Genomic DNA, 22,928 nt, shown 5'->3' on the forward strand with positions numbered 1-22,928 from the left:
CCTACAATCGCCGCCATGGCTATTTCCCCTGTTCCCGAGCTCATCGCCGAGCTCGCCGCCGGCCGCATGGTCATCCTCGTCGACGAGGAAGACCGCGAGAACGAAGGCGACCTGGTGCTCGCCGCCGACCACGTCACGCCCGAGGCGATCAACTTCATGGCGAAGTTCGGCCGCGGGCTCATCTGCCTGACGCTCACGCGCGAGCGCTGCGAGCGGCTGCAGCTGCCGCCCATGGCCACCCGCAACGGTACCAAGCACGGCACCGCATTCACCGTCTCCATCGAAGCGGCCACCGGTGTCACCACCGGCATTTCCGCGGCCGATCGCGCCCGCACCGTGCAGGCCGCGGTGGCGCGCGAGGCCCAGGCCAACGACCTGGTGCAGCCCGGCCACATCTTCCCCCTGCAGGCGCAGGACGGCGGCGTGCTCATGCGCGCGGGCCACACCGAAGCCGGCTGCGACCTGTCTTCCATGGCCGGCCTCACGCCCGCCTCGGTGATCTGCGAGATCATGAAGGACGACGGCACCATGGCCCGCCTGCCGGACCTGGAAGTCTTCGCCCAGGAACACGGCCTGAAGATCGGCACCATCGCCGACCTCATCGAATACCGAAGCCGCAATGAATCGCTGGTGGAGCGCATCAGCCGCCGCCAGCTCACCACACCCCAAGGCCCCTTCGAATGCACCGCCTACCGCGACCGCACCGGCGGCCTGCACCTGGCGCTCACCCGCGGCCAGTGGACACCGCACGATGAAGTGCTCGTGCGCGTGCACGAGCCGCTGTCGGTGATGGACTTCCTCGATGCCGGCCAGTGTGGCCACTCCTGGCCGCTGCCCAAGGCGCTGGACGCGCTGCACAAGACCGACCGCAGCGCCGCACTGCTGCTCAACTGCGGCGAGGACGTGCAGTCCATGCTGGGCCACGTGCTGCCGCACGATGAGCGCGCCGAGCGCCAGCGCGGCCAGATGGACCTGCGCACCTATGGCGTGGGCGCGCAGATCCTGCGCGACCTCGGCATCTCGAAGATGAAGCTGCTGGGCAGCCCGCGCCGCATGCCCAGCATGACGGGCTACGGCCTGGAAGTCACCGGCTTCGTCGCCGCCACTCACAACACGAACTGAACCGGGAACATCCATGCAAGACGCCGACAAGGGCACCGATGCCGACATCGACGGGCGCGACCTGCGCATCGGCATCGTCCAGGCCCGCTGGAACGCGGCCATCACCGACAAGTTGGCCGAGACCTGCCTGGCTGAATTGCAGGCGGTGGGCGTGTCGTCCAAGCACATCCGCCACGTGAAGGTGCCGGGCGCGCTGGAGGTGCCGCTGGCGCTGGCGGGCCTCGCCGAGAGCGACGACTACGACGCGCTCATCGCGCTGGGCTGCGTGATCCGCGGCGAGACCTACCACTTCGAACTGGTGGCCAATGAAAGCGGCGCGGGCGTGACGCGCGTGTCGCTGGACCACCAGATCCCGATCGCCAACGCCATCCTCACCGTCGAGAACGAAGAACAGGCCTGGGACCGCGCCGAAGACAAGGGCCGCGACGCCGCCCGCGTGGCGGTGGAAATGGCCAACCTGATGGAAGACCTGTCGTGACCGACGCTGCGAAGAACAAGCCCGCCGGCAACGGCAAGCCGGCCAAGCGCGCCGCACCGAAGTCGGCACGCCGCCGCTCGCGCGAGATCGCGCTGCAGGGTCTGTACGAATGGCTGATCTCCGGCGCCGATGCCGGCGTGGTCGAGGCCCACATGCGCGAGCAGGAAGGCTTCGACAAGATCGACACCGCGCATTTCGATGCGCTGCTGCACGGCTGCATCAACGAGGCCGCCGACCTGGACGCGGTGCTCACGCGCCACGTGGACCGCAAGACCACCGAGTTGTCGCCCATCGAGCATGCCGTACTGATGATCGGCGCCTACGAGCTCAAGCATTGCATCGACGTGCCCTACAAGGTCGCCATCAACGAAGCCGTGGAGCTGGCCAAGAGCTTCGGCGGCACCGACGGGCACAAGTACGTCAACGGCGTGCTGGACAAGGCCGCGGCTGAGCTGCGCGCGACCGAAGTGCAGGCCGCCAGGAGCCGATGAAGCTCGCCCGCCGGCTCGACCACATCGAGCCCTTCTACGTGATGGAGTGCGCCAAGGCCGCCTCCGAGCTGGCGCGCAGCCCGGCCTGCGCCGACAAGCCGATGATCTTCCTGAACATCGGCGAGCCGGATTTCACCGCGCCGCCGCTGGTGCAGGAAGCGGCTGAGCGCGCCCTGCGGGCCGGCCGCACGCAATACACCGATGCAACGGGCCTGGCCGCGCTGCGCGAACGCATCAGCGGCTGGTACCGCACGCGTTTCGGCCTGGACATCGCGCCCTCGCGCATCGTCGTCACGGCCGGTGCGTCGGCCGCCTTGCAGCTGGCCTGCCTGGCGCTGGTCAACCGCGACGACGAGGTGCTGCTGCCCGACCCGAGCTATCCGTGCAACCGGCATTTCGTGGCCGCGGCCGAAGGCGTGGCCACGTTGATCCCCGCATCGCCGGAAGAACGTTTCCAGCTCAGCGCGGCCAAGGTGCAGGAGCACTGGGGCGAGCGCACGCGCGGCGTGCTGCTGGCCTCGCCCTCGAACCCCACGGGCACCTCCATCGACCCCGACGAAATGGGACGCATCGTGAAGGTGGTGCGCGCCAAGGGCGGCTTCACCATCGTCGACGAGATCTACCTGGGACTGAGCTACGACGACCGCTTCGGCCACAGCGCCCTCGCACATGGCGAGGACATCATCTCCATCAACAGCTTCTCCAAGTACTTCAGCATGACCGGCTGGCGGCTGGGCTGGCTGGTGGCGCCTGCGGAACTGGTGCCCGCGCTGGAGCGGCTGGCGCAGAACCTGTACATCTGTCCGTCCACCATCGCGCAGCATGCGGCGCTGGCGTGCTTCGAGCCCGAGTCCATTGCCGAGTACGAACGCCGCCGAACGGAATTCCGCGCACGCCGCGACTTCGTGGTGCCCGCGCTCAACGCCATGGGCCTCACGGTGCCCGTCATGCCGGACGGGGCTTTCTATGCCTGGGCCGATTGCTCGCGCTACGCTCAGGGCAGCTGGGACTTCGCTTTCGATCTCATGCGGCGGGCCCACGTGGCCATCACCCCGGGGCGCGACTTCGGACGGCACGGGGCGGAGCGCTATGTGAGGCTGTCGACGGCGAGTTCGATGGCGCACTTGCAGGAGGCGATGAGTCGCCTGCGCGACGCCTTGGGTGTTTGAGCATGTGGCGCGGATGCCAACTAATTCCCCCCGCGCCTGAGTGTCATTCGTGAGAAGGTGTTACTTGGGGGCTGAAGTGACGCCTTTTTCACGGCTTGCCATGTAACAACTCGACTAAGCTGCCGGAGTGTCCACCACCATTCCTCCCGTGCCGAGCCCGAGCCTGCCGCCTGACAGCGAGCCCGCGCCCCCACCCAGCGTCCCGCCGGATGTGGCGCTGTGGGGTGATTCCGACGTCGGCACGCCGCTGACCACGGAGCCCAAGACGATTCCGCAGCAGCGGCAGTCGGCCAGCGCCGCCCCTGCCGAGGCCACCGATTCCAAGCCGGGCGACCAGGCGGCCATGGCCACCATCGGCCACATCGGCCGGTATGCGCTGAAGTACCGCATCGGCGAAGGTGGACTGGGCACGGTGTACGCCGCCCACGATCCGCTGCTGTCGCGGCTGATCGCCATCAAGACCCTGAACCTGGACCTGGACGCCGAGCAGCGCTCCGCCTTCAACTCCCTGTTCCTGAACGAGGCCCGCGCCGCCGCGGGCCTGAGCCATCCCAACATCGTGACGGTGTTCGACGCCGGCGTGGCCGACGACAGCGCCTACATCGCGATGGAGCTGCTCAAGGGCCGCGACCTGCGGCAACTGCGCCAGGAAGGCTGGAAACCCACTCCCACGCAGGCCGCGCTGATCGTGCGCCGCGTGGCGGACGCTCTCTCGTACGCCCACAGCAAGGGCGTGGTGCACCGCGACATCAAGCCGGCCAACATCTTCATGGTGGGCCGCACCCAGCCGCGCGTGCTGGACTTCGGCATCGCCCGCGTCGCCCACCAGCACGACTCGCACGCCGACGAGATCGCCGCCGGCTCGCCCTACTACATGTCGCCCGAGCAGGTGCGCCAGCAGCCGGTGGACCGGCGCGGCGACGTGTTCTCGCTGGGCGTGGTGCTGTACGAGCTGCTGACCGACCAGAAGCCCTTCCGGGGCGATTCGCTGACCGAGATCACCACGGCCGTGCTGGAGCACGAGCCGCCGCCGGCCCACACCATCGACAAGAACGTGCCCAAGGCGCTGTCGGAGATCGCCGCGCGGGCCATGCAGAAGGACCCGGAGCATCGCTTCCGCTCGGCCCGTTCGCTGGCCCGTGAGCTGCGCCACTGGCTGGAGGAAAACGGCCAGGCGGTAGATGCCGCCGAAGCCAAGGCCGAGCGCTCGCGCACCCGCCTGATGGTGGGCGCGGGCGTGGCTGGCGCGGCCCTGATCGGCCTCGTGACCTGGTGGCTGGCGTCCTGGCACCAGGGCAGCCAGACGGCCGTGGCACCCGCCGCATCGGCTCCCGTGGTGGCAGTCGCTTCCGCACCTGTCGCCGTGGCCACGCCGCCGGCGGAAACGCCGGCTTCGGCACCCGCCCTGGCCGCCTCTGCTGCAGCGTTGCCTGCACCGGTCGAGCCTGCAGCCAGCGCGGCAGTGGCAGTGGCAACCCCCGAGGCGGCTAGCGCAGCCGCACCGGCCGCCAAGGACACGAAAGACACCAAGCCGGCCGTCGCCAAGGATGCGGCCGCGACAGCCAAGGACACCAAGGACAAGCGCGCCCGCGACGCCAAGGACGCCGCCGGCGCCAAGCGTGGCTCAGCCCTCGCGTCCGGCCTGGTGCGCATCGGCGTGAGCCCGTGGGGCCAGGTCGAAATCGACGGCACCCCCGTCGGAACTGCTCCGCCCCTGAACGAAATCACACTCTCGGAAGGGCGGCACCAGATCACGATTCGCAATGAAGACTTTCCGCCGTACAGTGCAACGATCAACGTCAGCGCGGGCCAACCCGTGACGATCAAGCACAAGTTCGGATCATGAGACGCGAGTCGATCGCCAGCCTTCTTGCCACTGCCCTCTTCCTGTCTGCCTGCGCGCAGATGCCCGCCGAACCGGCGCCTCCCGTCGGCCTGACCGACATCGCCGAGCGCCCGGCCGAGAAAGCCCTGCTGTCGGGCATACGCGCCTACGACGACGGCCACTACCCCGACGCCGAGAAGCAGCTGAAGTCCGCGCTGAAGCTCAACCTGTCCTCGCCCAAGGACCGCGCCTCGGCCAACAAATACCTCGCCTTCATCTACTGCACCAGCAACCGCCACTCGGAGTGCGAAGCGTCGTTCCGCGCAGCCATGCAGGCCGACCCCGCCTTCGCGCTCACCAAGTCCGAAGCCGGCCATCCGCTGTGGGGGCCGGTGTACAAGCGCGTGCATCCATAATCGCGTCTTCGCCCCAGGGTATTGGGCCCGGGGCGTTGAACGCGACCGATGACTCCTCCTGATTTCAGACTGCGCCTGCGCGTGTACTGGGAAGACACCGACGCCGGAGGCGTGGTGTTCTTCGCCAACTACCTGAAGTTCTTTGAACGCGCCCGCACCGAATGGCTGCGCGCCAAGGGCTTCGGCCAGGAGCGGTTGCGAACCGATACCGGCGCGATGTTCGTCGTGGCCGATACTTCGGTGAAGTACTTCAGCCCGGCCCGTCTGGACGACGAGCTGGACGTCACCGTGCGCATCACCGAGGCCGGCCGTGCCACGCTGGCCATCGAGCAGCAGGCCTGGCGCGATGATGCGCTGCTCGCACAAGGCAGCATCCGCATCGGCTGCGTCGATGCGGGAACCTTCAAGCCCCGCCGCATTCCCACCGAGCTTCTCCAAGCGATCCCGACCCCATGAACCAGGATTTCTCCATCGTCTCCCTCGTGCTGCACGCAAGCTTCGTCGTGCAGCTGGTCATGGCGGGCCTGCTGCTCACTTCGCTGGCCAGCTGGACCGTGATCTTCGGCAAGCTCTTCGGCCTGCGCCGCGTGCGTTCCGCCAACGAGGACTTCGAGCGTGAGTTCTGGGCCGGCAAGAACCTGAACGACCTCTACAACGATGCCACCAAGCGCGCCGAATCGGCCGCATCGATGGAGCGCATCTTCGCCTCGGGCATGCGTGAATTCCTCAAGCTGCGCGAGCGCCGCCTGGCCGATGCACAGGCCCTGCTCGATGGTGCGCGCCGCGCGATGCGCGCGAGCTTCCAGCGCGAGATGGACGCGATCGAGTCGCACCTGTCCTTCCTCGCCTCGGTCGGTTCCGTGTCGCCTTACGTGGGGCTGTTCGGCACAGTGTGGGGGATCATGCATGCCTTCATCGGCCTGTCCAACCTGCAGCAGGTGACGCTGGCCACGGTGGCGCCGGGCATCGCCGAAGCGCTGGTGGCCACGGCCATCGGCCTGTTCGCCGCCATCCCCGCGGTCATCGCCTACAACCGCTTCGCGCGCGACATCGACCGCATCGCCATCCAGTCGGAGACCTTCATCGAGGAGTTCTCCAACATCCTGCACCGCAACGCCGGCCAGGGCGCGCACTGAGGAGCGCACGATGCCCGCCGCCATGCCCCGCCACGGCTCGCGCCGACGCACCATGAGCGAGATCAACATGGTGCCCTTCATCGACGTGATGCTGGTGCTGCTGATCATCTTCATGGTGAGCGCGCCGCTCATCACCACCGGCCTCGTGGACCTGCCCACCGTGGGCAAGAGCAAGCAACGGCCGCAACACGTCATCGAGGTCATCGTGGGCAGCGACGAGTCGGTGCGCATGCGGCTGGACGGCAAGGACCCGCAGAACGTGCCGCTGCGCAACATCGCGTCCAAGGTGCTGGAAGCCCAGGGCGGCGTGGCCGACACGCCGGTGGTCATCTCCGCCGACAAGGCCGTGAAGTACGAGGCCGTGGTGAAGGTGATGGACAGCCTGCAGCGCAACGGCGTGCAGCGCGTGGGCCTCTCGGTGAAGTCCGCCTCCTGATCAGCAGCCCATGAGCACACTGGCCGTGCAGCGCGATGCCCTCATGCCACGCTCGCCCGACAGCAAGGGGTCGGGCTTCGCGCTGGCCTTGCTGGCGCACGTGCTGCTCGTGGTCGCGTTGGCCTTCGGGGTGAACTGGCACGCGAGCGACCCGGAGGGCGTGGAAGCCGAACTGTGGGCCAACGTGCCGCAGATCGCCGCGCCCAAGGCGACCGAACCCGAGCCCACGCCGGTGAAGCCCGAACCCAAGCCTGAGCCGCAACCGGTGGCCAAGCCCGAACCCAAGCCTCAGCCCAAGGAAGAGGTGCGCCCCGACGCGCAGATCGCCATCGAGAAGGCGCGCAAGGAAGACGAACGCAAGAAGAAGGAAGAGGCCGAGAAGCTGGCTCAGCAGGAGAAGGCTGAGAAGCTCAAGCTGGAGAAGGACAAGAAGCGCAAGGACGACGAGGAGAAGCAGCGCCTGGCGGCCGAGCATGAGAAGGCGGTGCAGCGCATGCTGGCGGCGGCGGGTGGCGGCGAGCCCAAATCGACCGGCACCGCGCAGCAGACTTCCGGACCGTCGGCGAGCTACATGGGCCGCGTGATCGCACGCATCAAGCCGCACGTGCAGTTCCCGGTGTCCACCTCGGGCGATCCGGCGGAGGTGACGGTCACCGTCGCGCCCGACGGCACCATCATGAGCTTTCGCGTCACCAAGTCCAGCGGCTCGGGAGCCTTTGATGATGCCGCCCTGCGCGCCGTGCAGGAGACCGCGGTGCTGCCGCGTGACAACGATGGCCGCGTGCCGTCGCCGATGACCATCGTCATCCACCGGCCGGGGACTTGACCGGGGCATCGTGGCCGATGGAAGCCTTCCGCGCCCCAGTCGGGGCGCACAGCACCATATGGCAGTAGGCTGATTTCGCGGGCCCATACTGCACAGGCGGATCAGACTCTCGCCTACGAAGGGCTCATGCATCGGTTCCTGACCAACAACCGCGAAAAATTGATCGCGCGGTGCAAAGCAAAGGTCGCACAGCGACCGGCGCGAGCGGCCACCAATGCACAGCTGGCCAATGGCGTTCCGTTGTTCCTGGACCAACTCACACAGACCCTGCAGGCCGAAGAAGACGGGCAGGTGGAAGAGAGCCTGCGGATCTCAGGCGCGGCAGGGGTGACGTGGCCGCATTGAGTGAAATGGGCATCAGCGCCGCCGCGCATGGAAAGCAGTTGCTGGCGCTCGGGTTCACCGTGGACCAGGTGGTGCACGACTACGGCGACCTGTGCCAAGCCATCACCGACGAGGAAGTACGAGCGGTCTCGGGAGCGCCGGCGCGGCAGCGGACATTCTCCGTGGCGGCGTTCGTCGCGGACGCTGAACAGGTGGCCTCTTTGCACGCCAGCGCGAGGGGCTGCTCGCTGGTGGTGTCGGCCGTCGATCCGCTGCTGCACGCGAAGGGCGACCGGGATCTGCTCATGGCATCTCTGGTCAACCTTGTGCACAACGCCTTCAAGTTCACCCATGCAGGCACGCAGGTGTCGCTGGACGTTCGCTCCACCCAGAGCGCTGTCTACATCGAGGTCGAGGACCACTGCGGGGGGCTGCCACCCGGAAGCTCGGAAGTCATGTTCCTGCCGTTCACCCAGAACGGTGGAGACCGAAGCGGCCTCGGGTTCGGACTGTCGATTGCGAGGCGGCACATCGAAGCGGATGGAGGCGAGCTGACGGTGCGCAACCTGCCGGGACAAGGGTGCGTCTTCACGATGAGCCTGCCGCTTCAATCACCCTGATCGGCAGATCGCCTCGACATCTGGTTGCCTGCGGCCAGTCGCCGATGGGCATGCGACAGCAGTTCCTGCAGCACGGCCGGTTCCATGGGTTTGGGAAGAAAGCGATCGAAGCCCGCTTCCAGGCAACGACGTTCGTCGGCCGGTTCGCTCCTGCCGGTGAAGCACACGAAGAGGGCGCGAGCCACGGGGCCTTCGAGCGCGCGAGCCTGTGCGAGCACTTCGCAGCCATCGGGGCCGGGCATGTCCAGATCCAGGAACACGATGCCTGGCTGGAAGACTTGGGCAACGCGAAGCGCGGACACACCGTCAAATGCCGTGGCCGTCTTGCAGCCCAGGAGTTGCAAGAGATAGCCCAGAGAGGTAGCGGCGTCGATGTTGTCGTCGACGACAAGGGCCCGAAGTTCCACGGACGCGCCATTCTCGGCAGTCATGCCGCAGCCTAGCAGGGGTGGAAAGTCCCTGTGCGCTACTCGATGAGCACGAGCACCTGCCCGCTGGTCACCAGCTGCCCTTGCCGGCACAGCACCCGCCGCACCCGCCCCGCACATGGCGACTGCACGCTGACCTCCATCTTCATCGATTCCACCACGATCAGGGTCTGGCCTTCTACCACCTCGTCGCCGGCTTCCACCTGCACGGACCACACGCCGCCGGCCACAGGAGCGGCAACGGGCTCGCCGTCCAGCGCCTGTGCGTCCTCCGGCGCAGGGTCCTCCTGTGCGTCGGCCGAATCGGCGATGCCCGCGGCACGCCAGCGTTCCCGCTCCTCCTCGAAGGCAGCCTGCTGGCGCCGCTTGAAGCGGCCGATGTCCGCGGCGTTCTCGGCGAGGAAGCGCCGGTAGTCCGACAGCCGAAAGCGACCATCCTCTATGCGCAACGAGGCCTTCCCGGCCACGAAGTCGCGCCGCAGCAAGGCCAGCTCCTGCGCCGACACCGGATAGAAGCGGATGCGGTCGAAGAAGCGCAGCAGCCACGGTTGCCCCGCCTCGAACTCGCGGGTCACGCGCCAGCGGTTCCACATCTGCACCGTGCGCCCGACGAACTGGTAGCCGCCAGGGCCCTCCATGCCGTACACGCAGAGGTAGGCACCACCGATGCCTACCGCGTTTTCCGGCGTCCAGGTGCGTGCCGGGTTGTACTTTGTCGTCACCAGCCGGTGGCGCGGGTCCACCGGCGTGGCCACGGGCGCGCCCAGGTACACGTCGCCCAGGCCCAGCACCAGGTAGCTGGCCTGGAACACGACGTCGAACACCGCCTGCACGTCCGGCAGGCCGTTGATGCGGCGGATGAACTCGATGTTGCTCGGGCACCAGGGCGCGTCGGCGCGCACGGACTGCATGTACTTGTCGATGGCCAGGCGCGTGGCCGGGTCGTCCCACGACAGCGGCAGCCAGACGGTGCGGCTGGGCACTTCGCCGTCGTGCGCATCCAGGCTGGCCTGCGCTTCCAGCAGCAGCGGCATGAGCCGACCCAATGGCAGGCGCAGAGGATCGTAGTGCACCTGCAGCGAGCGGATGCCGGGGGTGAGGTCGATCACGCCGTGGAGCCGGCCCTCGTCGCGCCAGACCTGAAGCCGGGTCATCAGCGCGTGCACGAGAAAGCGCAGCTCCAGGTCGAGCTGCAGCTCGCCGAACTCCACCAGCAGGTTCGAATCCCCCGCGCGTCGGAACACCAGCTCCACGCCCTGCGGGCCCCGCGGCACGCGATGCAGCACGGCGCCCTGCTCGGGCAGCGCCACGTCACCACCGTCGGACACGGCCGGCAGCGCATCGCAGGCCAGCGCGAGGTGCTGTGCGCGCGCCAGTGCTTCGGCATTCGACTGCGTCATCGCGACGAAGCGCACCGTGTGTCCCGGCGCCAGCTGGCCCAGTTTCCACAGCTCGGCCTGCACCACCGTGGCCGGGCACACGAAGCCGCCAAGGCTGGGGCCGTCCGGACCCAGGATCACCGGCATGTCGCCGGTGAAGTCGATGGCGCCGATGGCGTAGGCGTTGTCGTGGATGTTCGATGGGTGCAACCCGGCCTCGCCGCCATCGGTCCGCGCCCATTGCGGCTTCGGTCCGATCAGACGCACGCCGGTGCGGCTGGAGTTGTGGTGCACCTGCCAGTCCGTGGCGAAGAAGGTGGTGATGTCGTCCTCGGTGAAGAAGTCGGGCGCGGCGTGCGGGCCGACGAGCACCCCGATCTCCCAGTGCGTGCCGCAGCGGGGCGCCAGCTCCCTCGCCTGCGATGCGGACAGCGCCGCTTGCGGCTCGTGTGCAGCCACATGAAGCACATCGCCGGCACGCAGAACGCGTCCGCCGTGGCCCCCGAACTGCCCCAGGGTGAAGGTGGATCGGCTGCCCAGGTACTCGGGCACGTCAAAGCCGCCGGCCACCGCGAGGTAGGCCCGGCAGCCGCCCCCCTGCAGTCGGCCGATGCGCAGCACCTGCCCTGCCGCCACGTCGAGCACCTCGCCCATCGGTACCCGTGCGCCGTCGAGCGACAGCTCCATCGATGCGCCGCAAAGCGCCACCCGACACGCACCACGGAACCGCAGCGTGGGGCCGGCGGCGGTGATCTCGAGTGCCGCCGCGCCGTCGGCATTGCCCAGCAGCCGGTTCGCCAGCCGCAGCGACAAGGCGTCCATCGGTCCTGAGGGCGGCACGCCCACCTGCCAGTAGCCCAGCCGGCCTGGCCAGTCCTGCACGCTGGTCTGCACGCCCGGTGCGAGAACTTCGATCGCACTGCTGTGCGGCTGGAAGGAGGCGAGGCTGCGCGTGGTGTGGCAGCCGCGGGCGAAGGGCTCGAAGCTCACCACCTGGCGCAGGTAGTTCAGGTTGCTCTCTAGCCCGGCGATGCGCGTGGCCTCCAGGCCCTGCGCCAGTTGGGCCAGCGCCTGCCCACGCGTGTCGGCATGGGCGATCAGCTTGGCCAGCATCGGGTCGTAGAACGCGCTGACCTCGGTGCCCGGCTCCACCCAGGTGTCCACGCGCAGACCTTGCGGGAAGCTCGCCGCGGTGAGCATGCCGGTCGACGGCTGGAAGTTGCGCCACGGGTCTTCGGCGTACAGGCGGGCTTGCACCGCATGGCCGCGGGGCTCGACGCGAAGCGTGTCCAGTGGCGGCATGTCGTGCGCGGCGAGCCGCACCATCCACTCCACCAGGTCCACGCCGGTCACCATCTCGGTGACGCCGTGCTCCACCTGAAGACGGGCGTTCACCTCAAGGAAGAAGAACTCCTGCGTGGCCGCATCGACCACGTACTCCACCGTGCCGGCCGAGCGGTAGCGCGCACTGCGGGCCAGTCGCTGTGCGGTATCGAGCAGCGCCGCACGGACGTCCGCGCGCAAGTTGGGTGCGGGCGTCTCCTCCACCACCTTCTGGTTGCGCCGCTGGAGCGAACAGTCACGCTCGCCCAGTGCCAGCACGCCGCCCGCGCCGTCACCGAAGATTTGCACCTCGATGTGGCGCGCGTTGGCGATGTAGCGCTCGAGGAACACGCCCGCATCCGAGAAGTTGCTCTGCGCGAGGCGCCGCACGCTGTCGAACGCCGTGCGCAGCGCGCCGGCGTCGGTGCACATCTGCATGCCGATGCCGCCGCCGCCGGCGCTGCTCTTGAGCATGACCGGGTAGCCGATGCGCTCGGCCTCGGCGAGAGCGGTGTCGAGGTCGGGCAGCAGTCCGGTGCCGGGCAGCAGCGGCACGCCGGCCTCGACGGCCAGCGCACGCGCCGTGTGCTTGAGGCCGAACACCCGCATCTGCTCGGGCGTCGGTCCGATGAAGGCCAGGCCAGCGGCTTCGCAGGCTTCGACAAACTGCGGGTTCTCCGAGAGAAAGCCGTAGCCGGGATGGATCGCCTGCGCCCCCGTCTGCAGCGCGGCCTCGATCAGGCGCTGCTTGTCCAGGTAGCTCGCCGCGGCTTCCGGCGGCCCGACGCACACCGCGTCGTCGGCCATGCGCACGTGGGCGGATTCGGCATCGGCTTCGGAATACACGGCGACCGATCCGACCCCCATGCGGCGCAAGGTGCGGAAGATGCGGCAGGCGATCGCGCCGCGGTTGGCGACAAGGACCTTGCGGAACATCATGGCGCGTCCCACACGAGGCATCGCACCGGCGTCGGGTTGTAGGCGTTGCAGGGGTTGTTCAGCTGCGGGCAGTTGGAGATGAGAACCACCACGTCCATCTCGGCGCGCATCTCCACGTACTTGCCCGGCGCGGAGATGCCGTCGGCAAACGTGAGGCCGCCTTCGGGTGTCACCGGCACGTTCATGAAGAAGTTAATGTTCGACGCCACGCGGCGCTTGTGCAGCGGCGAGCCCTCGGCCGTGATCGCGGCCATGAAGCTGTCACGGCAGCTGTGCATCGGCCGCTTGTCCAGGCCGTAGCGCACGGTGTTGCTCTCGCAGCTGCACGCGCCGCCCAGCGTGTCGTGCCGGCCGCAGGTGTCGGCAACGATGCTCAACATCGCGCGGCCCTCGTTCGACATCAGCCGGCTGCCCACGCCAAGGTAAAGAGCGCCTTGCGCCTGAATGGTGTGGGTGAGGCTGTATTGTTCGTCGGGGTCGTCGGCGTTGAAGAACACCGTGTCCACGGCCTGGTTGCCTTCGAGGTCGACAATGCGCAGCACCTGGCCGCGCGAGACATGCTGCACCCACGGGTCGCCTGCACGCACCACCTGGTCGAACGCGGCTTGCGCCGGATCCAGCTCACTGGTCTTCAGCCTGTTCATCTCGGTCCTCATCGGAGGAAGTAGCGTTCGGTGTTGACGAAGCCGCGGTCGTTCTCGGGGCAGCGCAGGCGGCACGGGTCGTCGGCACCGGCCGTTCCCGAGTGCCACGCCACCAGCTTCACGGGGCCCGGCGCATAGCGCGGCGACGGGTCCAGCGGATGCGGCGCAGCCGACAAGGCCACCAGCACGTCCATCTCGAAGCGCAGGTCCACGTGCTGGCCTGCGCGGCGGTGCCCGGCCTCGAAGTGCAGGCGACCATCGCCATCGGCCACCGCCTTGCTGAAGAGGTTGAGCGGCGTTGCCATGTCGCCCCGGCCGAGCCCCCATTTCGAGAGCTCGACCAGCAGCCCCTCGCGGCCGGCGCGGTGCATGGCGTTGCGATGCGTCTGGTAGTCGGCGCTGCCGTACTTCGACTGCATCGTGGCCGCGTCGAGCGCGCCGCACAGCGGGTCGTGCCAGCCGCAGGTGTCTTCCGCGATCGAGCACAGCACACGGCCCATGTCCGAGTAGCAGACGCAGCCGGCCGCGAGGTGCGCCGTGTGCTGCGCTTTGAGCGTGTCGGGCATGTTGTAGCGCTCTACGGGCCGCTCGTGGTTGTGGAACAGCGCGCTGACGTTGGCGCGCCCTTCAACGTCCACGAGCCGCAGCGTGCTGCCGCGCCGAAGCACGCCCGACCAGTGGCAGCCGCCGGGCAGGTCTTCCTCCCACAGCACGAGCGCCGTGTCGAAGCCGGTGGAATGCGCCGGCACCGCGGCGCGCGCCAGCGGTGGCAGCGTGGCAAGCAGTTCGCTCATGGCGCTCAGAACGTGTACTTCACGCCCAACACCGCGGCTCCGCGTCCCAGGAATCGGGCGTTGGAGTCGGTGTAGAAGCTGCGATCGGCGTTGGTGCTCATCAGCGCGGCGGTGCCTGTGAGGCCGCTGCCGAAGTCCTTGGCCAGCGTGAGCGAGGCGTCGGTGTAGTTGGCCGGCAGTGCCTGGTGGGGTATCCACTGGTGGCCCACGTGCGGCGTGAGCGTGAAGCCGTTGCCCAGGTCGAAGGAGGCGCTCAAGTCCAGGTACTGGCTACCGTGGCTGTCGAGGTTGCCAAGGAAGTTGCTGACACTGCGGTTGTACTTGAGCGTGAACATCTTGTAGGTCATCGAGCCGTACACCTCCGTGGTGTCCGCCTTGCCGAACAAGCCCGCGCCGGGCGTGCCAGCGTCGCCGGAGTTGTTGCCCGGATAGCGGTAGGTGATCACGCCCACGTCGTAGGAGACGTTTGATGTGATGGCGTCGCGGAAACCGCCGTACAGGTCCAGCTCCCAGCTGCCTTTGGTGGCGAGGTTGAACTCCTTCACCCACTTCACGTTGGAGGCAAAGGTGCCGGCATAGAAACCCGACTTGTGCGCGAAATCGGCGCCCCCCTGGATGGCGGGCTTGTACGAGGTCTGGGCGATGCCACGCACGCGGTAGTCGGACACGGCGCCCACATTGAAGGTCAGCGAGTATTCGGGTTCGGGGCCGGCGCTCTGCGCCATCGCGGCGGTGGCCGACAGCAACGCGAGCGGCAGCAGGAGGGTCTTGGTCTGCATGGTCTTCCTCGTCGGGTGGGTTGGATGTGATTCGATTACTTCACCCGCTTCTGCGTGCGGGTCGTCCTGGAACGGGTAGCGGGCGTTTGCACCGGCGGCATGGCCGCCGCGTGGACTTGCAGGCGGCCGCCCAGCACGCCGCGACAGGTGAGCATGCGCTGGGCGATCTCCTGCAGGCGGCTGCCCCGGCCCTGCACCAGCAGGACCTCCAGCACCTGCGCCTGGCTCAGCTGCACATGCAGCGAGCTGATCACCTCGTCGATGTGCTGGTACTGCAGGTCGGCCAGCCGCGTCTGCAGCCCACGCACCGAGCGGTCGTAGTGCAAGGTGATGGTGCCCACCATCACGTCGTCATCGAGCGCATTGCGCGAGTCCACGACCTGCGCGTGCACCACCTCTGCGATGGCCTGGGAGCGACTGTTGTAGCCGCGCTGGATCACCAGCCGATCCAGGTCCTCCAGCAGTGCGGCGGGCAACGAGACGCTGATGCGTCCGACGCCGGCCTTGTCTTCCTTGTTGTCGTGCTTCATCGGCTACTCGATGTTGTCGGTCACGTCGGTGAGGCGCAGCATGGGCGCCGCGTCGTCGTCTTCTTCGTCCTGCGCCTGCGCGTTCGGCGGATGGATCAGCTGCTCCAGGCGCGCCTTGGTGGCCATGAACTCGGCGCCGGCGCACTGTTCGGCCAAACGAGGCCTGGGCACCGGGACCTCGATCACTTCCTGCACTTCGCCGGGGTGCGCCTTGAGGACCAGGATGCGGTCGGCCAGATACACGGCCTCGTCAAGGTCGTGCGTGATGAACAGCACGGTGATGTCGACGTTGCGCCAGATGTCGAGCAGGTGCTTCTGCATCTTTGCCCGCGTCTGCGCATCGAGCGCCCCGAAGGGCTCGTCCATCAGCAGGATGCGCGGTTCGTTGGCCAGCGCCCGGGCGATCGCCACCCGCTGCCTCATGCCGCCCGACAGCTGGTGCGGAAAGGCGTCGGCGAACTTCGTCAGGCCCACGAGCTCCAGCCATTCGCGCGCGCGGCTCTCGGCCATGGTGCGCGAGCTGCCTGCCATCAGCGGGCCGAACATCACGTTGCGCTTGACCGTGAGCCAGGGAAAGAGCGAGTAGCCCTGGAACACCATGCCGCGGTCCCTGCCGGGGCCGGCCACCGGCGCGCCGTCGAGCAGCACCTGGCCCGAGCTCGCCTTCTCCAGGCCAGCCAGGATGCGGATCAAGGTGGATTTGCCGCACCCCGAGGGCCCGATCACGCAGACGAACTCGCGGCGGTGCACCCGCACGTCGATGTCACGCAGGGCTTCGGTCTCGCCGTTCGGCCCACGATAGACCTTGCCGAGGCCGCGCGTCTCCAGCACGACCTCGCGTTGGTACAGCCGCTGGAATCGCTCGGCGACTTCGGGTCGTTGCTGCAGGTACAGCGGCGGTGTGGCGTTCATGCGTGACATCTCAATCCTTCCTTCCGCCTCGGTCCCAGGGGAAGAGCGCGCGACTCAGCCGCTCCAGCACCAGGTCGCTGCCGAAGCCGATCACGCCGATGATGACGATCGCGGCGTAGACCTTGTCGAAGTGCTGGTAGCGCGCCTGCTGCGTGATGAAGAAGGTGATGCCTGAGCTGGTGCCGATCAACTCGGCGACGATGAGGTAGGTCCAGGCCCAGCCGAGCAGGATGCGCTGGTCGCGGTAGAGGTCGGGCAGGATGCCGGGCAGCACCACGCTGCGGATCAGCTTCCAGCCGCGAGCGCCCAGCGTGCGGCCCGCTTCGACCAGCGTGGCTTCCAGCTTGCGGGTGGTGTTGGCGATGATCAGCACCTGCTGGAAGAAGGTTCCGATGACGATGATCGCGATCTTGGGTGAGTCATAGATGCCCAGCACCGCAACGGCCAGCGCGCCGAAGGCAGGTGCCGGCAGGTAACGGAAGAACTCGATGAAGGGCTCGCTCAGGCGGCCGAGCGCCGGGTATGCACCCGCCCCGATGCCCAGCGGCAGGCCGATCAGCGACGAGATCACGAAGCCCCAGAAGATGATGCGGATGCTGTGCCACAGGCTCTCGTGCAGCCAGGGCCCGTCACGTTGCTCGGGCGCGCTGGTGAAGGCAGTGTGCAGGGCTCCCAGCACTTCGTGCGGTGCCGGCAGGTACACGGGGTTGGCCGCCTCACCCGAGGGCATCGGCTTGCCGGCGTCGCGTGCCTCGGCCGCCTCGCGGTCGAAGTCGGCACGCGCCACCAGCATGCCGGGCTGGAAGTAATCCACCGCGCCGGCCGACTGCACACGCACCATCGGATGCCACACGAAGGGCACGTAGCTCACCAGGCACCACAGCAGCAGCGGCACGGCGAATGAGCCGATGGTGAATGCGGCGACCGGCCGGCGGACCCAGGCCACCAGCGCACGCAACGCACGGTTCATCTGCCGCTCACTTCGCTGCGGCGAGCGCCGAGGTGGTGAGCGAGGGGTCGATGTAGCTGTCGACCTTCTGGCTGAAGCTGTACACCTTGTTGTACCAGTTGAAGGTGTTCGCGACCTCGGTCGATCCGTAGAGCGACTTGTAGTCATTGCCCTTCTCGTACACCTTGCGGCCTTCGTCGAGCGTGAGCAGGCGCGTGCCCTTGAGCAGCGGCAGGTACTCGGCGGGGCTCACGCCTGAGCGGGCGGCCATGATCCTCACCGCATCGGGCTGGGTCTTCGGGTCGTCGACGTAGGCGACCACGCGGTCCCAGAGCTTCACCACCTTCTGCCAGTCCGCGCGGCGCGCGTTGAGGCTGGCAGGGTTGACCGCGAGCACGTCGTAGATCAGCCCGGGCTCCTCGGCCGAGGTCTGCACTGCCTTCGACCCCGGCACCGCCTTCAATGCCTGCCCGGCGATCGGCTGCCAGGCGCCGACCGCCGCGATGTCGGGGCTGGCAAACACCTGCGGCAGTTCATTGGTCTTGGCATTGACGATCTCGATGTCGCCGGGCTTCATGCCCAGCCGCTTCATGCCAGCCCGCAGCAGCAGGTGCTCGACCAGACCGGTCTCGACGGCGACCTTCTTGCCCTTGAGGTCGGCCAGGCTCTTGATGCCCGGCTTGGCGATGATCATGTCGTTGCCGTTGGAGTAGTCGGTGACGAGCACCATCACGCCCTTGGCCCCTCCCGCGCCCGTGACCAGCGTGTCGCCGTTGGTCATCAGCACTGCGTCCAGCTTGCCGGCGGTGAAGGCATCCATCGAGGCCGAATAGTCGAACCAGTCGAAGCGGACCTCGACACCGGCTTCCTTGAACCACCCTTTCTCGATCGCGACCTGCCAGGCCACCCAGCCGGGCCAGTCGCTGTAGCCGATGCGAAGCGGCTCGGCAGCCCATGCGGCGGCACTCGCGGTGATGGCGCAGACCGACAACGTCAGTCGGGACAGGAGGCGGAGCACTGTCCGCCGGGAAGGATGTAGAGCCATGGTCGACCTCTCGCTGGTGGTACGAATCCGTCAAAAAGTATTACTGCCCAGCGAGACGATTGCACGATGTGTGCCAACAACCTTGACCCATGGAGCGCCCAGGCACGCATCGCAGCGGAAGGCAGCATCGTGGTGCGATGCGCCTCAGAACAGGGCGGCGCGCACCGCCTCACGGCTCCAGCTGAACCTGCGCCGCATGCCCCAGGCTGTGGCTCTTCGTGTTGTCCGAATCTGCCCCCACCGCAATGCCAACCAGCGCCGGCAGGTCGTGGCTCTCGTTGCCGAAGAGCCTGAGGAAGTCCGTGGCGATGTCGCGCCGCTCGTGCACCCAGTGGTGCAGTGCTTCGTCGGGCCCGCGCAGCACGATGTAGCGCACACGCCCCGTGAACGGGCTGGTCGCCTCCGTGCCGATGGGAAGGTGCGGGTCCCAGATGTAGCAGACGGTCGCGGCCGGCAAGGCCTCGCCGGCCTGGGAGCGCGCGACGCGCAGCAGTTGCCGCTCGATGAAGGGCACCTGGTCGATGGGCATGTCCCACAGCGCGCAGACCTTCATCGCGATGTCCTCGCCCGAGCGGGTGTGGATGTCCGCGGCGGGGATGGGCTCTTCGACGCGCCAGTCCCACGCCAGGTGATGCGGCGGCTGCGCGAGGCTCAGCGGATGTACCAGGTTGCCGTAGGAGTGTTCAGCCTCCACGCGCAGGGCCTGATGCCCGTCCAGCGACACCACCGAGAAGCGGGTGAAGGGCTTGGTTTGCTTGGGCAGGCCCACCACGCGCCACGGCGCAGCCGGCTCGCTGCCCGTGCCGGCGAAGGGTTGCAGGGTCGCCGCTTCGGCGGCGAGGGCTGAGAAGATCAGCAGCGAGTGGATGAGCAGGCCGAGAATGCGCATGCGGCCATTGTGGTGCAGCCGCATGCGAGACGCCGTGCGCCTCAGGCCGTGCGCGAGTAAGCGGTCGTGTCGTGTGCGCCGCCGCAGATGCGCGAGCGCAGCCACGGCGTGGTGAAGCGGTCCACCGACCACTTGCCCGGCCCCCACAGCAGCAAGGCGGCCAGCAGGCTGCCCCAGAACATGTGCTGCTGGAAGGCGGCCGGCGCCACGTCCATGAGGCTGAGCACCGCCACGGCATTCAGGATGAACAGGCCTGCCGCGGCAAAGCGCCCACCCAGGCCCAGCACCAGCAGCACGGGCAGGCACAGCTCCGCGGTGGTGCCCATGTAGGCGGCCACCGTCGGGTTCAGCAGCGGGACGTGGTATTCGTCCATGAACAGGGCGATGGTGGTGTCGAAGTCGTGGATCTTGGTCAGGCCCGATTGGAAGAAGACCTGCGCGATGTAAAGCCGCGCCAGCAGTTGCGCGAGCGGCTGCAATGCGTTGAGGCCCGCGATGCCGCGCTCGGACAGGGACCAGAGCTTGGCGATCAGCGAGTTCGAGGTGGTGTTCATGTGAGCTCCTCCAGATGAGATGAGCATCAGTCGCCGAGCACGCGAAATTCTTTCAGCCAATTCGACGAGATGGCGAGCGTGAGCCAGGCGGTGAAGTCGAAACCATCGCCGGCTTGGGACAAGGCGGTGGCGAGGTCGCAGCCTTCGAGGAGTTGCCGGGTCCACTGGGCGGTGGCGTCGTCCACGGTGGCGTGCACCGCCTTCCAGCCGCGGCGCGAGACGATCACCGATTCGGCCTGCTCGCGGGCGATGGCGTCGCGGACCTCGTCGAAGGAGAAGCCCGCGTCGTGATGCGCGCGGTGGATGATGGCGATGGGCCAGCGCGATTCGATGACGGCCAGCCCCGGCATGAGCACCACGGCCAGACGCGACGGATCGGTATCGCCCAGCCGCGTTGCGGAGCTGGCGTCGAAGTCCGCATCGGCTGCCCGTTCGCAGCGGTGCATCGCCCAGTCCAGCTTCGCGCAGTCGCCCAGGTAGGGCCACTCGCGCAGCGGCTGCTGAGACGAGAGCCATGCCGCGAACGCCGCGCCCCATTCAGCCAGGTCGCCGCGCGCCGGGGGTTCGTCACGCCAATGCAGCTGCGCGAAGCGATCGAAGTCTTCCTCGCCGATCAACTGGCGCACGGTGGGAAATGCCGCACCCAGCGCCCGCTCGGCAGACGCGTGGGCATTAACGCGATAGGCCTGCAACCCGCGCAGCGCACGGGCGCCGGACTCGCGGGTCGGGAGCGTGGAAGCGTCGGCGTCGCGCGACAGGATGCCTGTCACGAGCGCTGCCTGACGCTTCGCTTCGGCTTCCCGGGCGCCGCTGCTCACGTCGACTCCTGCATCAAGGCATCGGCACGAGCCGACTGTTCAAGCAGCACCTGCAACGCGGGAATATCCGTGTCCCACTCGATCAGCGTCGGCACCGCGCCGAAGCGCTTCACCGCATGCCGGTAGACCTCCCATACCTCGGGCCGGACGCGGCTGCCGTGGTCGTCGATGACGATGCTGCCATCGTCCAGCGAGCCCGAGAATCCGGCGAGGTGGATCTCCTGCGCCATGCCGTCCGGCAAGGCATCGATGAACGCACGGCACGCCGCCACCGGATCCGCCTCGCGCACATTCAGCGCATTGACCATGAGGTTGTTGACGTCCAGCAGCATGCCGCAGCCGGTTCGCCGCGCGAGGTCCGCGAAGAAGGCCGGCTCGGGAATGCTGTCGTCCGCGAAGGACAGGTAGGCCGAGAGGTTCTCGACCAGGATGGGCCGCTTGAGCCGCTCCTGCACCTGCGAGACGTTGGCACACAGGATGTCCAGCGACGCCGGCGTGAAGGCGATGGGCAGCAGGTCGTTCGCATGCACCGCGCCCGCGCTCTTGCCGCGCGGCGCCCGGCAGAAGCAGGCGTGGTCGGACACGCGGACGGGCTGGATGCGATCCACCAGGGCCGCGAGCCGGTCCAGGTGCCACGGGTCCAGCCCCGCCGCGGAGCCGAGCCCGAGTCCCACGCCATGCAGGCTCACCTCGTAGCGTTCGCGCGCGTCGTGCAGCACCGCGAGTGCGGCGCCGCCGTCGGCGAAGAAGTTCTCGGAGTGAACCTCGACGAAGCCCAGCGGCGGCGTGCGCTCGATGACTTCGGCGTAGTGCGGGTGGCGCAGGCCGATGCCCGCGCGCACCAGGGAGTCGGACATCGGCCTTGCAGTCTCTTACTTCTTGGCGCCCTTGACCTCGTCGGCGCTCTTGCCGCCGAGCTTGGTGCAGGTACCCTTGGCCACGTACTTCCATTCGTCGGTGCCGTTGTCGACCTTGTTCTGGCCGGCGCAGGAATGGGTGCCCGAGAGGTTGGCGCAGTCGTTCTGGCCGGCCTTGGCGATGCCGTAGCACTTCTCCTTGCCCTTCTCGTCGGCCGCCGAAGCGGTGGACAGCAGGCCCATGGCCAGCACGGAAGCGAGGGCGGAAGTAGCGATCAGACGTTGGTTCATGGACGAAAGCTCCAGGTGGGTTGGTCAGGTGAGAGTGTCAAAAATCGACGAGCATCTGTCGCGGGTCAACGCGCATCCTTACACTGCGGTGCGCGGCCCAACCGAAAAAAGATCAAGGAATGAGCGATTTTGCCCGCCAGGTGGAGGATTTGCGACCCCAGCTCATGCGTTTCGCCCGTGCGCAACTGCGCAACGACGCATGGGCCGAGGACGCAGTGTCGGACACCCTGCTCGCTGCCCTGGAGAAACCCCAGGCCTTTGCCGGAGGCTCCCAGCTCAAGACCTGGCTGGTGGGCATCCTCAAGCACAAGCTGATCGACCAACTGCGCCGGCACACCCGGGAGGTGGCCTCGTCGCCTGACGACGACTCCGGCCTGGAAGACCTGGTCTTCGCGCCCGACGGGCACTTCCGCGACCGGGAGGTGACCTGGCACAGCCCCGAGTCATCGCTGCAGCAGCGCCAGTTCTTCGAGGTGCTGCAGGCTTGCGTCGAGAACCTGCCAGCGAACCAGGCCCGCGTCTTCATGATGCGCGAGTGGCTGGAACTGGAGGCCGAAGAAATATGCAAGGAAATGGGGGTGTCGTCGACCAACCTGTGGGTACTGCTGCACCGCGCGCGTTTGCGACTGCGCGAATGCCTGCAGGCGAAATGGTTCGTACCCAGTCATTGAGCACTGTCCCACGATGTACACCACGCTGAAGAAGAAGCTGCTCAAGCGCAGTTGCCGAGAGGTTTCACGGCTCATCTCCGACATGCAGGAGCGCCCGCTCGGCCGGTGGGACCGCCTGCTGCTGAGCACGCACCTGCGCATCTGCGACAACTGCGTGGAGTTCCAGAAACAAGTGAACTTCATGAGCCAGGCGATGGGCGCCTGGCGCAATTACTCGGACGATTGACAGCCCTTGTGCCCCGCGGATCCGGCTTTGCCGGTCCGCAGGGAGGCGCCCCCCGGG

28 protein-coding genes are annotated in these 22,928 nt (G+C 67.8%); 14 read left to right on the top strand and 14 right to left on the bottom strand.

Translation table 11 applies throughout. The features are described from left to right. Positions 1-15: 15 nt before the first annotated feature. The 12 genes from ribBA (at position 16) to DZC73_RS08920 (ending at position 8,843) form a co-directional block, all read left to right on the top strand. Positions 16-1,122, top strand: a complete 1,107-nt coding sequence (gene ribBA / locus DZC73_RS08870) for a bifunctional 3,4-dihydroxy-2-butanone-4-phosphate synthase/GTP cyclohydrolase II (RefSeq protein ID WP_124539871.1) — start codon at positions 16-18, stop codon at positions 1,120-1,122. A 13-nt stretch (positions 1,123-1,135) separates the two neighbouring features. Then, positions 1,136-1,600 carry a 6,7-dimethyl-8-ribityllumazine synthase gene (gene ribH, locus DZC73_RS08875; RefSeq protein ID WP_124539872.1) on the top strand — a complete coding sequence of 155 codons (465 nt, stop codon included), beginning with the start codon at positions 1,136-1,138 and terminating at the stop codon, positions 1,598-1,600. Then, the gene (gene nusB, locus DZC73_RS08880) at positions 1,597-2,091 is read left to right on the top strand and encodes a transcription antitermination factor NusB (protein ID WP_124539873.1); all 495 of its coding nucleotides are present in this window, start codon (positions 1,597-1,599) and stop codon (positions 2,089-2,091) included. Before ribH ends, nusB begins: the two co-directional genes overlap by 4 nt. After that, positions 2,088-3,260, top strand: a complete 1,173-nt coding sequence (locus DZC73_RS08885; RefSeq protein ID WP_124539874.1) for a pyridoxal phosphate-dependent aminotransferase — start codon at positions 2,088-2,090, stop codon at positions 3,258-3,260. Before nusB ends, DZC73_RS08885 begins: the two co-directional genes overlap by 4 nt. A gap of 127 nt (positions 3,261-3,387) precedes the next feature. Beyond that, complete coding sequence (locus DZC73_RS29655; protein WP_161974509.1) at positions 3,388-5,106, top strand: serine/threonine-protein kinase; 1,719 nt, start codon at positions 3,388-3,390, stop codon at positions 5,104-5,106. Continuing rightward, the gene (locus DZC73_RS08895; protein WP_124539875.1) at positions 5,103-5,501 is read left to right on the top strand and encodes a TssQ family T6SS-associated lipoprotein; all 399 of its coding nucleotides are present in this window, start codon (positions 5,103-5,105) and stop codon (positions 5,499-5,501) included. The genes DZC73_RS29655 and DZC73_RS08895 overlap by 4 nt, the downstream gene beginning before the upstream one ends. Positions 5,502-5,549: 48 nt before the next feature. Continuing rightward, positions 5,550-5,957, top strand: coding sequence for a tol-pal system-associated acyl-CoA thioesterase (ybgC, locus tag DZC73_RS08900; RefSeq protein ID WP_124539876.1), 408 nt, complete (start codon positions 5,550-5,552; stop codon positions 5,955-5,957). Beyond that, on the top strand, positions 5,954-6,637 hold the full coding sequence (tolQ, locus tag DZC73_RS08905) for a protein TolQ (protein WP_124539877.1): 684 nt from the start codon (positions 5,954-5,956) through the stop codon (positions 6,635-6,637). Before ybgC ends, tolQ begins: the two co-directional genes overlap by 4 nt. Positions 6,638-6,647: 10 nt before the next feature. Continuing rightward, the gene (locus DZC73_RS08910) at positions 6,648-7,073 is read left to right on the top strand and encodes an ExbD/TolR family protein (protein WP_124539878.1); all 426 of its coding nucleotides are present in this window, start codon (positions 6,648-6,650) and stop codon (positions 7,071-7,073) included. Between the two features lie 10 nt (positions 7,074-7,083). Then, a complete protein-coding gene (gene tolA / locus DZC73_RS08915; protein WP_124539879.1) occupies positions 7,084-7,899 on the top strand; it encodes a cell envelope integrity protein TolA in 816 nt (271 codons plus the stop codon). A 126-nt stretch (positions 7,900-8,025) separates the two neighbouring features. Further along, entirely contained in the window at positions 8,026-8,244 is a 219-nt protein-coding gene (locus tag DZC73_RS30170; protein WP_235835045.1) for a hypothetical protein, read from the top strand. Further along, on the top strand, positions 8,232-8,843 hold the full coding sequence (locus tag DZC73_RS08920) for a sensor histidine kinase (protein ID WP_235835046.1): 612 nt from the start codon (positions 8,232-8,234) through the stop codon (positions 8,841-8,843). Before DZC73_RS30170 ends, DZC73_RS08920 begins: the two co-directional genes overlap by 13 nt. Here DZC73_RS08920 and DZC73_RS08925 read toward each other — a convergent pair. The 14 genes from DZC73_RS08925 to DZC73_RS08990 form a co-directional block, all read right to left on the bottom strand. Then, positions 8,831-9,274, bottom strand: coding sequence for a response regulator (locus tag DZC73_RS08925; protein ID WP_161974510.1), 444 nt, complete (start codon positions 9,272-9,274; stop codon positions 8,831-8,833). The genes DZC73_RS08920 and DZC73_RS08925 overlap by 13 nt on opposite strands. Positions 9,275-9,309: 35 nt before the next feature. Beyond that, positions 9,310-12,912, bottom strand: a complete 3,603-nt coding sequence (gene uca / locus DZC73_RS08930) for an urea carboxylase (RefSeq protein ID WP_198414809.1) — start codon at positions 12,910-12,912, stop codon at positions 9,310-9,312. Beyond that, positions 12,909-13,556 (bottom strand): urea amidolyase associated protein UAAP2, encoded by a 648-nt coding sequence (locus tag DZC73_RS08935; protein ID WP_124539881.1) that lies wholly within the window; start codon positions 13,554-13,556, stop codon positions 12,909-12,911. Before DZC73_RS08935 ends, uca begins: the two co-directional genes overlap by 4 nt. Before the next feature lie 8 nt (positions 13,557-13,564). Then, positions 13,565-14,350 (bottom strand): urea amidolyase associated protein UAAP1, encoded by a 786-nt coding sequence (locus tag DZC73_RS08940; RefSeq protein WP_124539882.1) that lies wholly within the window; start codon positions 14,348-14,350, stop codon positions 13,565-13,567. A gap of 5 nt (positions 14,351-14,355) precedes the next feature. After that, positions 14,356-15,129 (bottom strand): TorF family putative porin, encoded by a 774-nt coding sequence (locus DZC73_RS08945; RefSeq protein WP_124539883.1) that lies wholly within the window; start codon positions 15,127-15,129, stop codon positions 14,356-14,358. Positions 15,130-15,164: 35 nt separating this feature from the next. Then, a complete protein-coding gene (gene nikR / locus DZC73_RS08950) occupies positions 15,165-15,659 on the bottom strand; it encodes a nickel-responsive transcriptional regulator NikR (RefSeq protein WP_124539884.1) in 495 nt (164 codons plus the stop codon). 3 nt (positions 15,660-15,662) lie between these two features. After that, positions 15,663-16,571 carry an ABC transporter ATP-binding protein gene (locus DZC73_RS08955; protein WP_198414810.1) on the bottom strand — a complete coding sequence of 303 codons (909 nt, stop codon included), beginning with the start codon at positions 16,569-16,571 and terminating at the stop codon, positions 15,663-15,665. Positions 16,572-16,581: 10 nt separating this feature from the next. Further along, positions 16,582-17,541: an ABC transporter permease gene (locus tag DZC73_RS08960; RefSeq protein ID WP_124539886.1), complete on the bottom strand. Its 960-nt coding sequence runs from the start codon at positions 17,539-17,541 to the stop codon at positions 16,582-16,584. 7 nt (positions 17,542-17,548) lie between these two features. Continuing rightward, on the bottom strand, positions 17,549-18,565 hold the full coding sequence (locus DZC73_RS08965) for an ABC transporter substrate-binding protein (RefSeq protein WP_124539887.1): 1,017 nt from the start codon (positions 18,563-18,565) through the stop codon (positions 17,549-17,551). A 169-nt stretch (positions 18,566-18,734) separates the two neighbouring features. Beyond that, positions 18,735-19,454 (bottom strand): DUF3047 domain-containing protein, encoded by a 720-nt coding sequence (locus tag DZC73_RS08970; RefSeq protein ID WP_161974511.1) that lies wholly within the window; start codon positions 19,452-19,454, stop codon positions 18,735-18,737. Between the two features lie 41 nt (positions 19,455-19,495). Further along, positions 19,496-20,008 carry a DoxX family protein gene (locus tag DZC73_RS08975; protein ID WP_124539889.1) on the bottom strand — a complete coding sequence of 171 codons (513 nt, stop codon included), beginning with the start codon at positions 20,006-20,008 and terminating at the stop codon, positions 19,496-19,498. A 26-nt stretch (positions 20,009-20,034) separates the two neighbouring features. Then, positions 20,035-20,826, bottom strand: a complete 792-nt coding sequence (locus DZC73_RS08980) for an HvfC/BufC N-terminal domain-containing protein (protein ID WP_124539890.1) — start codon at positions 20,824-20,826, stop codon at positions 20,035-20,037. Next, positions 20,823-21,683: an MNIO family bufferin maturase gene (gene bufB, locus DZC73_RS08985; protein ID WP_124539891.1), complete on the bottom strand. Its 861-nt coding sequence runs from the start codon at positions 21,681-21,683 to the stop codon at positions 20,823-20,825. Before bufB ends, DZC73_RS08980 begins: the two co-directional genes overlap by 4 nt. 15 nt (positions 21,684-21,698) lie before the next feature. After that, the gene (locus tag DZC73_RS08990; RefSeq protein WP_124539892.1) at positions 21,699-21,974 is read right to left on the bottom strand and encodes a BufA1 family periplasmic bufferin-type metallophore; all 276 of its coding nucleotides are present in this window, start codon (positions 21,972-21,974) and stop codon (positions 21,699-21,701) included. Positions 21,975-22,093: 119 nt separating this feature from the next. Between DZC73_RS08990 and DZC73_RS08995 the strand changes: the two genes are divergently transcribed. Beyond that, positions 22,094-22,645, top strand: a complete 552-nt coding sequence (locus DZC73_RS08995; protein ID WP_124539893.1) for a sigma-70 family RNA polymerase sigma factor — start codon at positions 22,094-22,096, stop codon at positions 22,643-22,645. 13 nt (positions 22,646-22,658) lie between these two features. After that, positions 22,659-22,871 carry a zf-HC2 domain-containing protein gene (locus DZC73_RS09000; RefSeq protein WP_198414811.1) on the top strand — a complete coding sequence of 71 codons (213 nt, stop codon included), beginning with the start codon at positions 22,659-22,661 and terminating at the stop codon, positions 22,869-22,871. Positions 22,872-22,928 lie beyond the last annotated feature (57 nt).

Origin of the sequence: Rhizobacter terrae (assembly GCF_003852895.1) — a bacterium.
GTDB classification, from domain to species: Bacteria; Pseudomonadota; Gammaproteobacteria; order Burkholderiales; family Burkholderiaceae_C; genus Albitalea; species Albitalea terrae.

What these genes read in the sequence shown, in the direction of transcription:
- ribBA (WP_124539871.1), top strand. Translation starts at nt 16, where the DNA reads ATGGCTATTTCCCCTGTTCCCGAGCTCATCGCCGAGCTCGCCGCCGGC.
- ribH (WP_124539872.1), top strand. Translation starts at nt 1,136, where the DNA reads ATGCAAGACGCCGACAAGGGCACCGATGCCGACATCGACGGGCGCGAC.
- DZC73_RS08885 (WP_124539874.1), top strand. Translation starts at nt 2,088, where the DNA reads ATGAAGCTCGCCCGCCGGCTCGACCACATCGAGCCCTTCTACGTGATG.
- DZC73_RS08895 (WP_124539875.1), top strand. Translation starts at nt 5,103, where the DNA reads ATGAGACGCGAGTCGATCGCCAGCCTTCTTGCCACTGCCCTCTTCCTG.
- ybgC (WP_124539876.1), top strand. Translation starts at nt 5,550, where the DNA reads ATGACTCCTCCTGATTTCAGACTGCGCCTGCGCGTGTACTGGGAAGAC.
- tolQ (WP_124539877.1), top strand. Translation starts at nt 5,954, where the DNA reads ATGAACCAGGATTTCTCCATCGTCTCCCTCGTGCTGCACGCAAGCTTC.
- DZC73_RS08910 (WP_124539878.1), top strand. Translation starts at nt 6,648, where the DNA reads ATGCCCGCCGCCATGCCCCGCCACGGCTCGCGCCGACGCACCATGAGC.
- tolA (WP_124539879.1), top strand. Translation starts at nt 7,084, where the DNA reads ATGAGCACACTGGCCGTGCAGCGCGATGCCCTCATGCCACGCTCGCCC.
- DZC73_RS30170 (WP_235835045.1), top strand. Translation starts at nt 8,026, where the DNA reads ATGCATCGGTTCCTGACCAACAACCGCGAAAAATTGATCGCGCGGTGC.
- DZC73_RS08925 (WP_161974510.1), bottom strand. Translation starts at nt 9,274, where the DNA reads ATGACTGCCGAGAATGGCGCGTCCGTGGAACTTCGGGCCCTTGTCGTC.
- uca (WP_198414809.1), bottom strand. Translation starts at nt 12,912, where the DNA reads ATGATGTTCCGCAAGGTCCTTGTCGCCAACCGCGGCGCGATCGCCTGC.
- DZC73_RS08935 (WP_124539881.1), bottom strand. Translation starts at nt 13,556, where the DNA reads ATGAACAGGCTGAAGACCAGTGAGCTGGATCCGGCGCAAGCCGCGTTC.
- DZC73_RS08940 (WP_124539882.1), bottom strand. Translation starts at nt 14,350, where the DNA reads ATGAGCGAACTGCTTGCCACGCTGCCACCGCTGGCGCGCGCCGCGGTG.
- DZC73_RS08945 (WP_124539883.1), bottom strand. Translation starts at nt 15,129, where the DNA reads ATGCAGACCAAGACCCTCCTGCTGCCGCTCGCGTTGCTGTCGGCCACC.
- nikR (WP_124539884.1), bottom strand. Translation starts at nt 15,659, where the DNA reads ATGAAGCACGACAACAAGGAAGACAAGGCCGGCGTCGGACGCATCAGC.
- DZC73_RS08955 (WP_198414810.1), bottom strand. Translation starts at nt 16,571, where the DNA reads ATGAACGCCACACCGCCGCTGTACCTGCAGCAACGACCCGAAGTCGCC.
- DZC73_RS08960 (WP_124539886.1), bottom strand. Translation starts at nt 17,541, where the DNA reads ATGAACCGTGCGTTGCGTGCGCTGGTGGCCTGGGTCCGCCGGCCGGTC.
- DZC73_RS08965 (WP_124539887.1), bottom strand. Translation starts at nt 18,565, where the DNA reads ATGGCTCTACATCCTTCCCGGCGGACAGTGCTCCGCCTCCTGTCCCGA.
- DZC73_RS08970 (WP_161974511.1), bottom strand. Translation starts at nt 19,454, where the DNA reads ATGCGCATTCTCGGCCTGCTCATCCACTCGCTGCTGATCTTCTCAGCC.
- DZC73_RS08975 (WP_124539889.1), bottom strand. Translation starts at nt 20,008, where the DNA reads ATGAACACCACCTCGAACTCGCTGATCGCCAAGCTCTGGTCCCTGTCC.
- bufB (WP_124539891.1), bottom strand. Translation starts at nt 21,683, where the DNA reads ATGTCCGACTCCCTGGTGCGCGCGGGCATCGGCCTGCGCCACCCGCAC.
- DZC73_RS08990 (WP_124539892.1), bottom strand. Translation starts at nt 21,974, where the DNA reads ATGAACCAACGTCTGATCGCTACTTCCGCCCTCGCTTCCGTGCTGGCC.
- DZC73_RS08995 (WP_124539893.1), top strand. Translation starts at nt 22,094, where the DNA reads ATGAGCGATTTTGCCCGCCAGGTGGAGGATTTGCGACCCCAGCTCATG.
- DZC73_RS09000 (WP_198414811.1), top strand. Translation starts at nt 22,659, where the DNA reads ATGTACACCACGCTGAAGAAGAAGCTGCTCAAGCGCAGTTGCCGAGAG.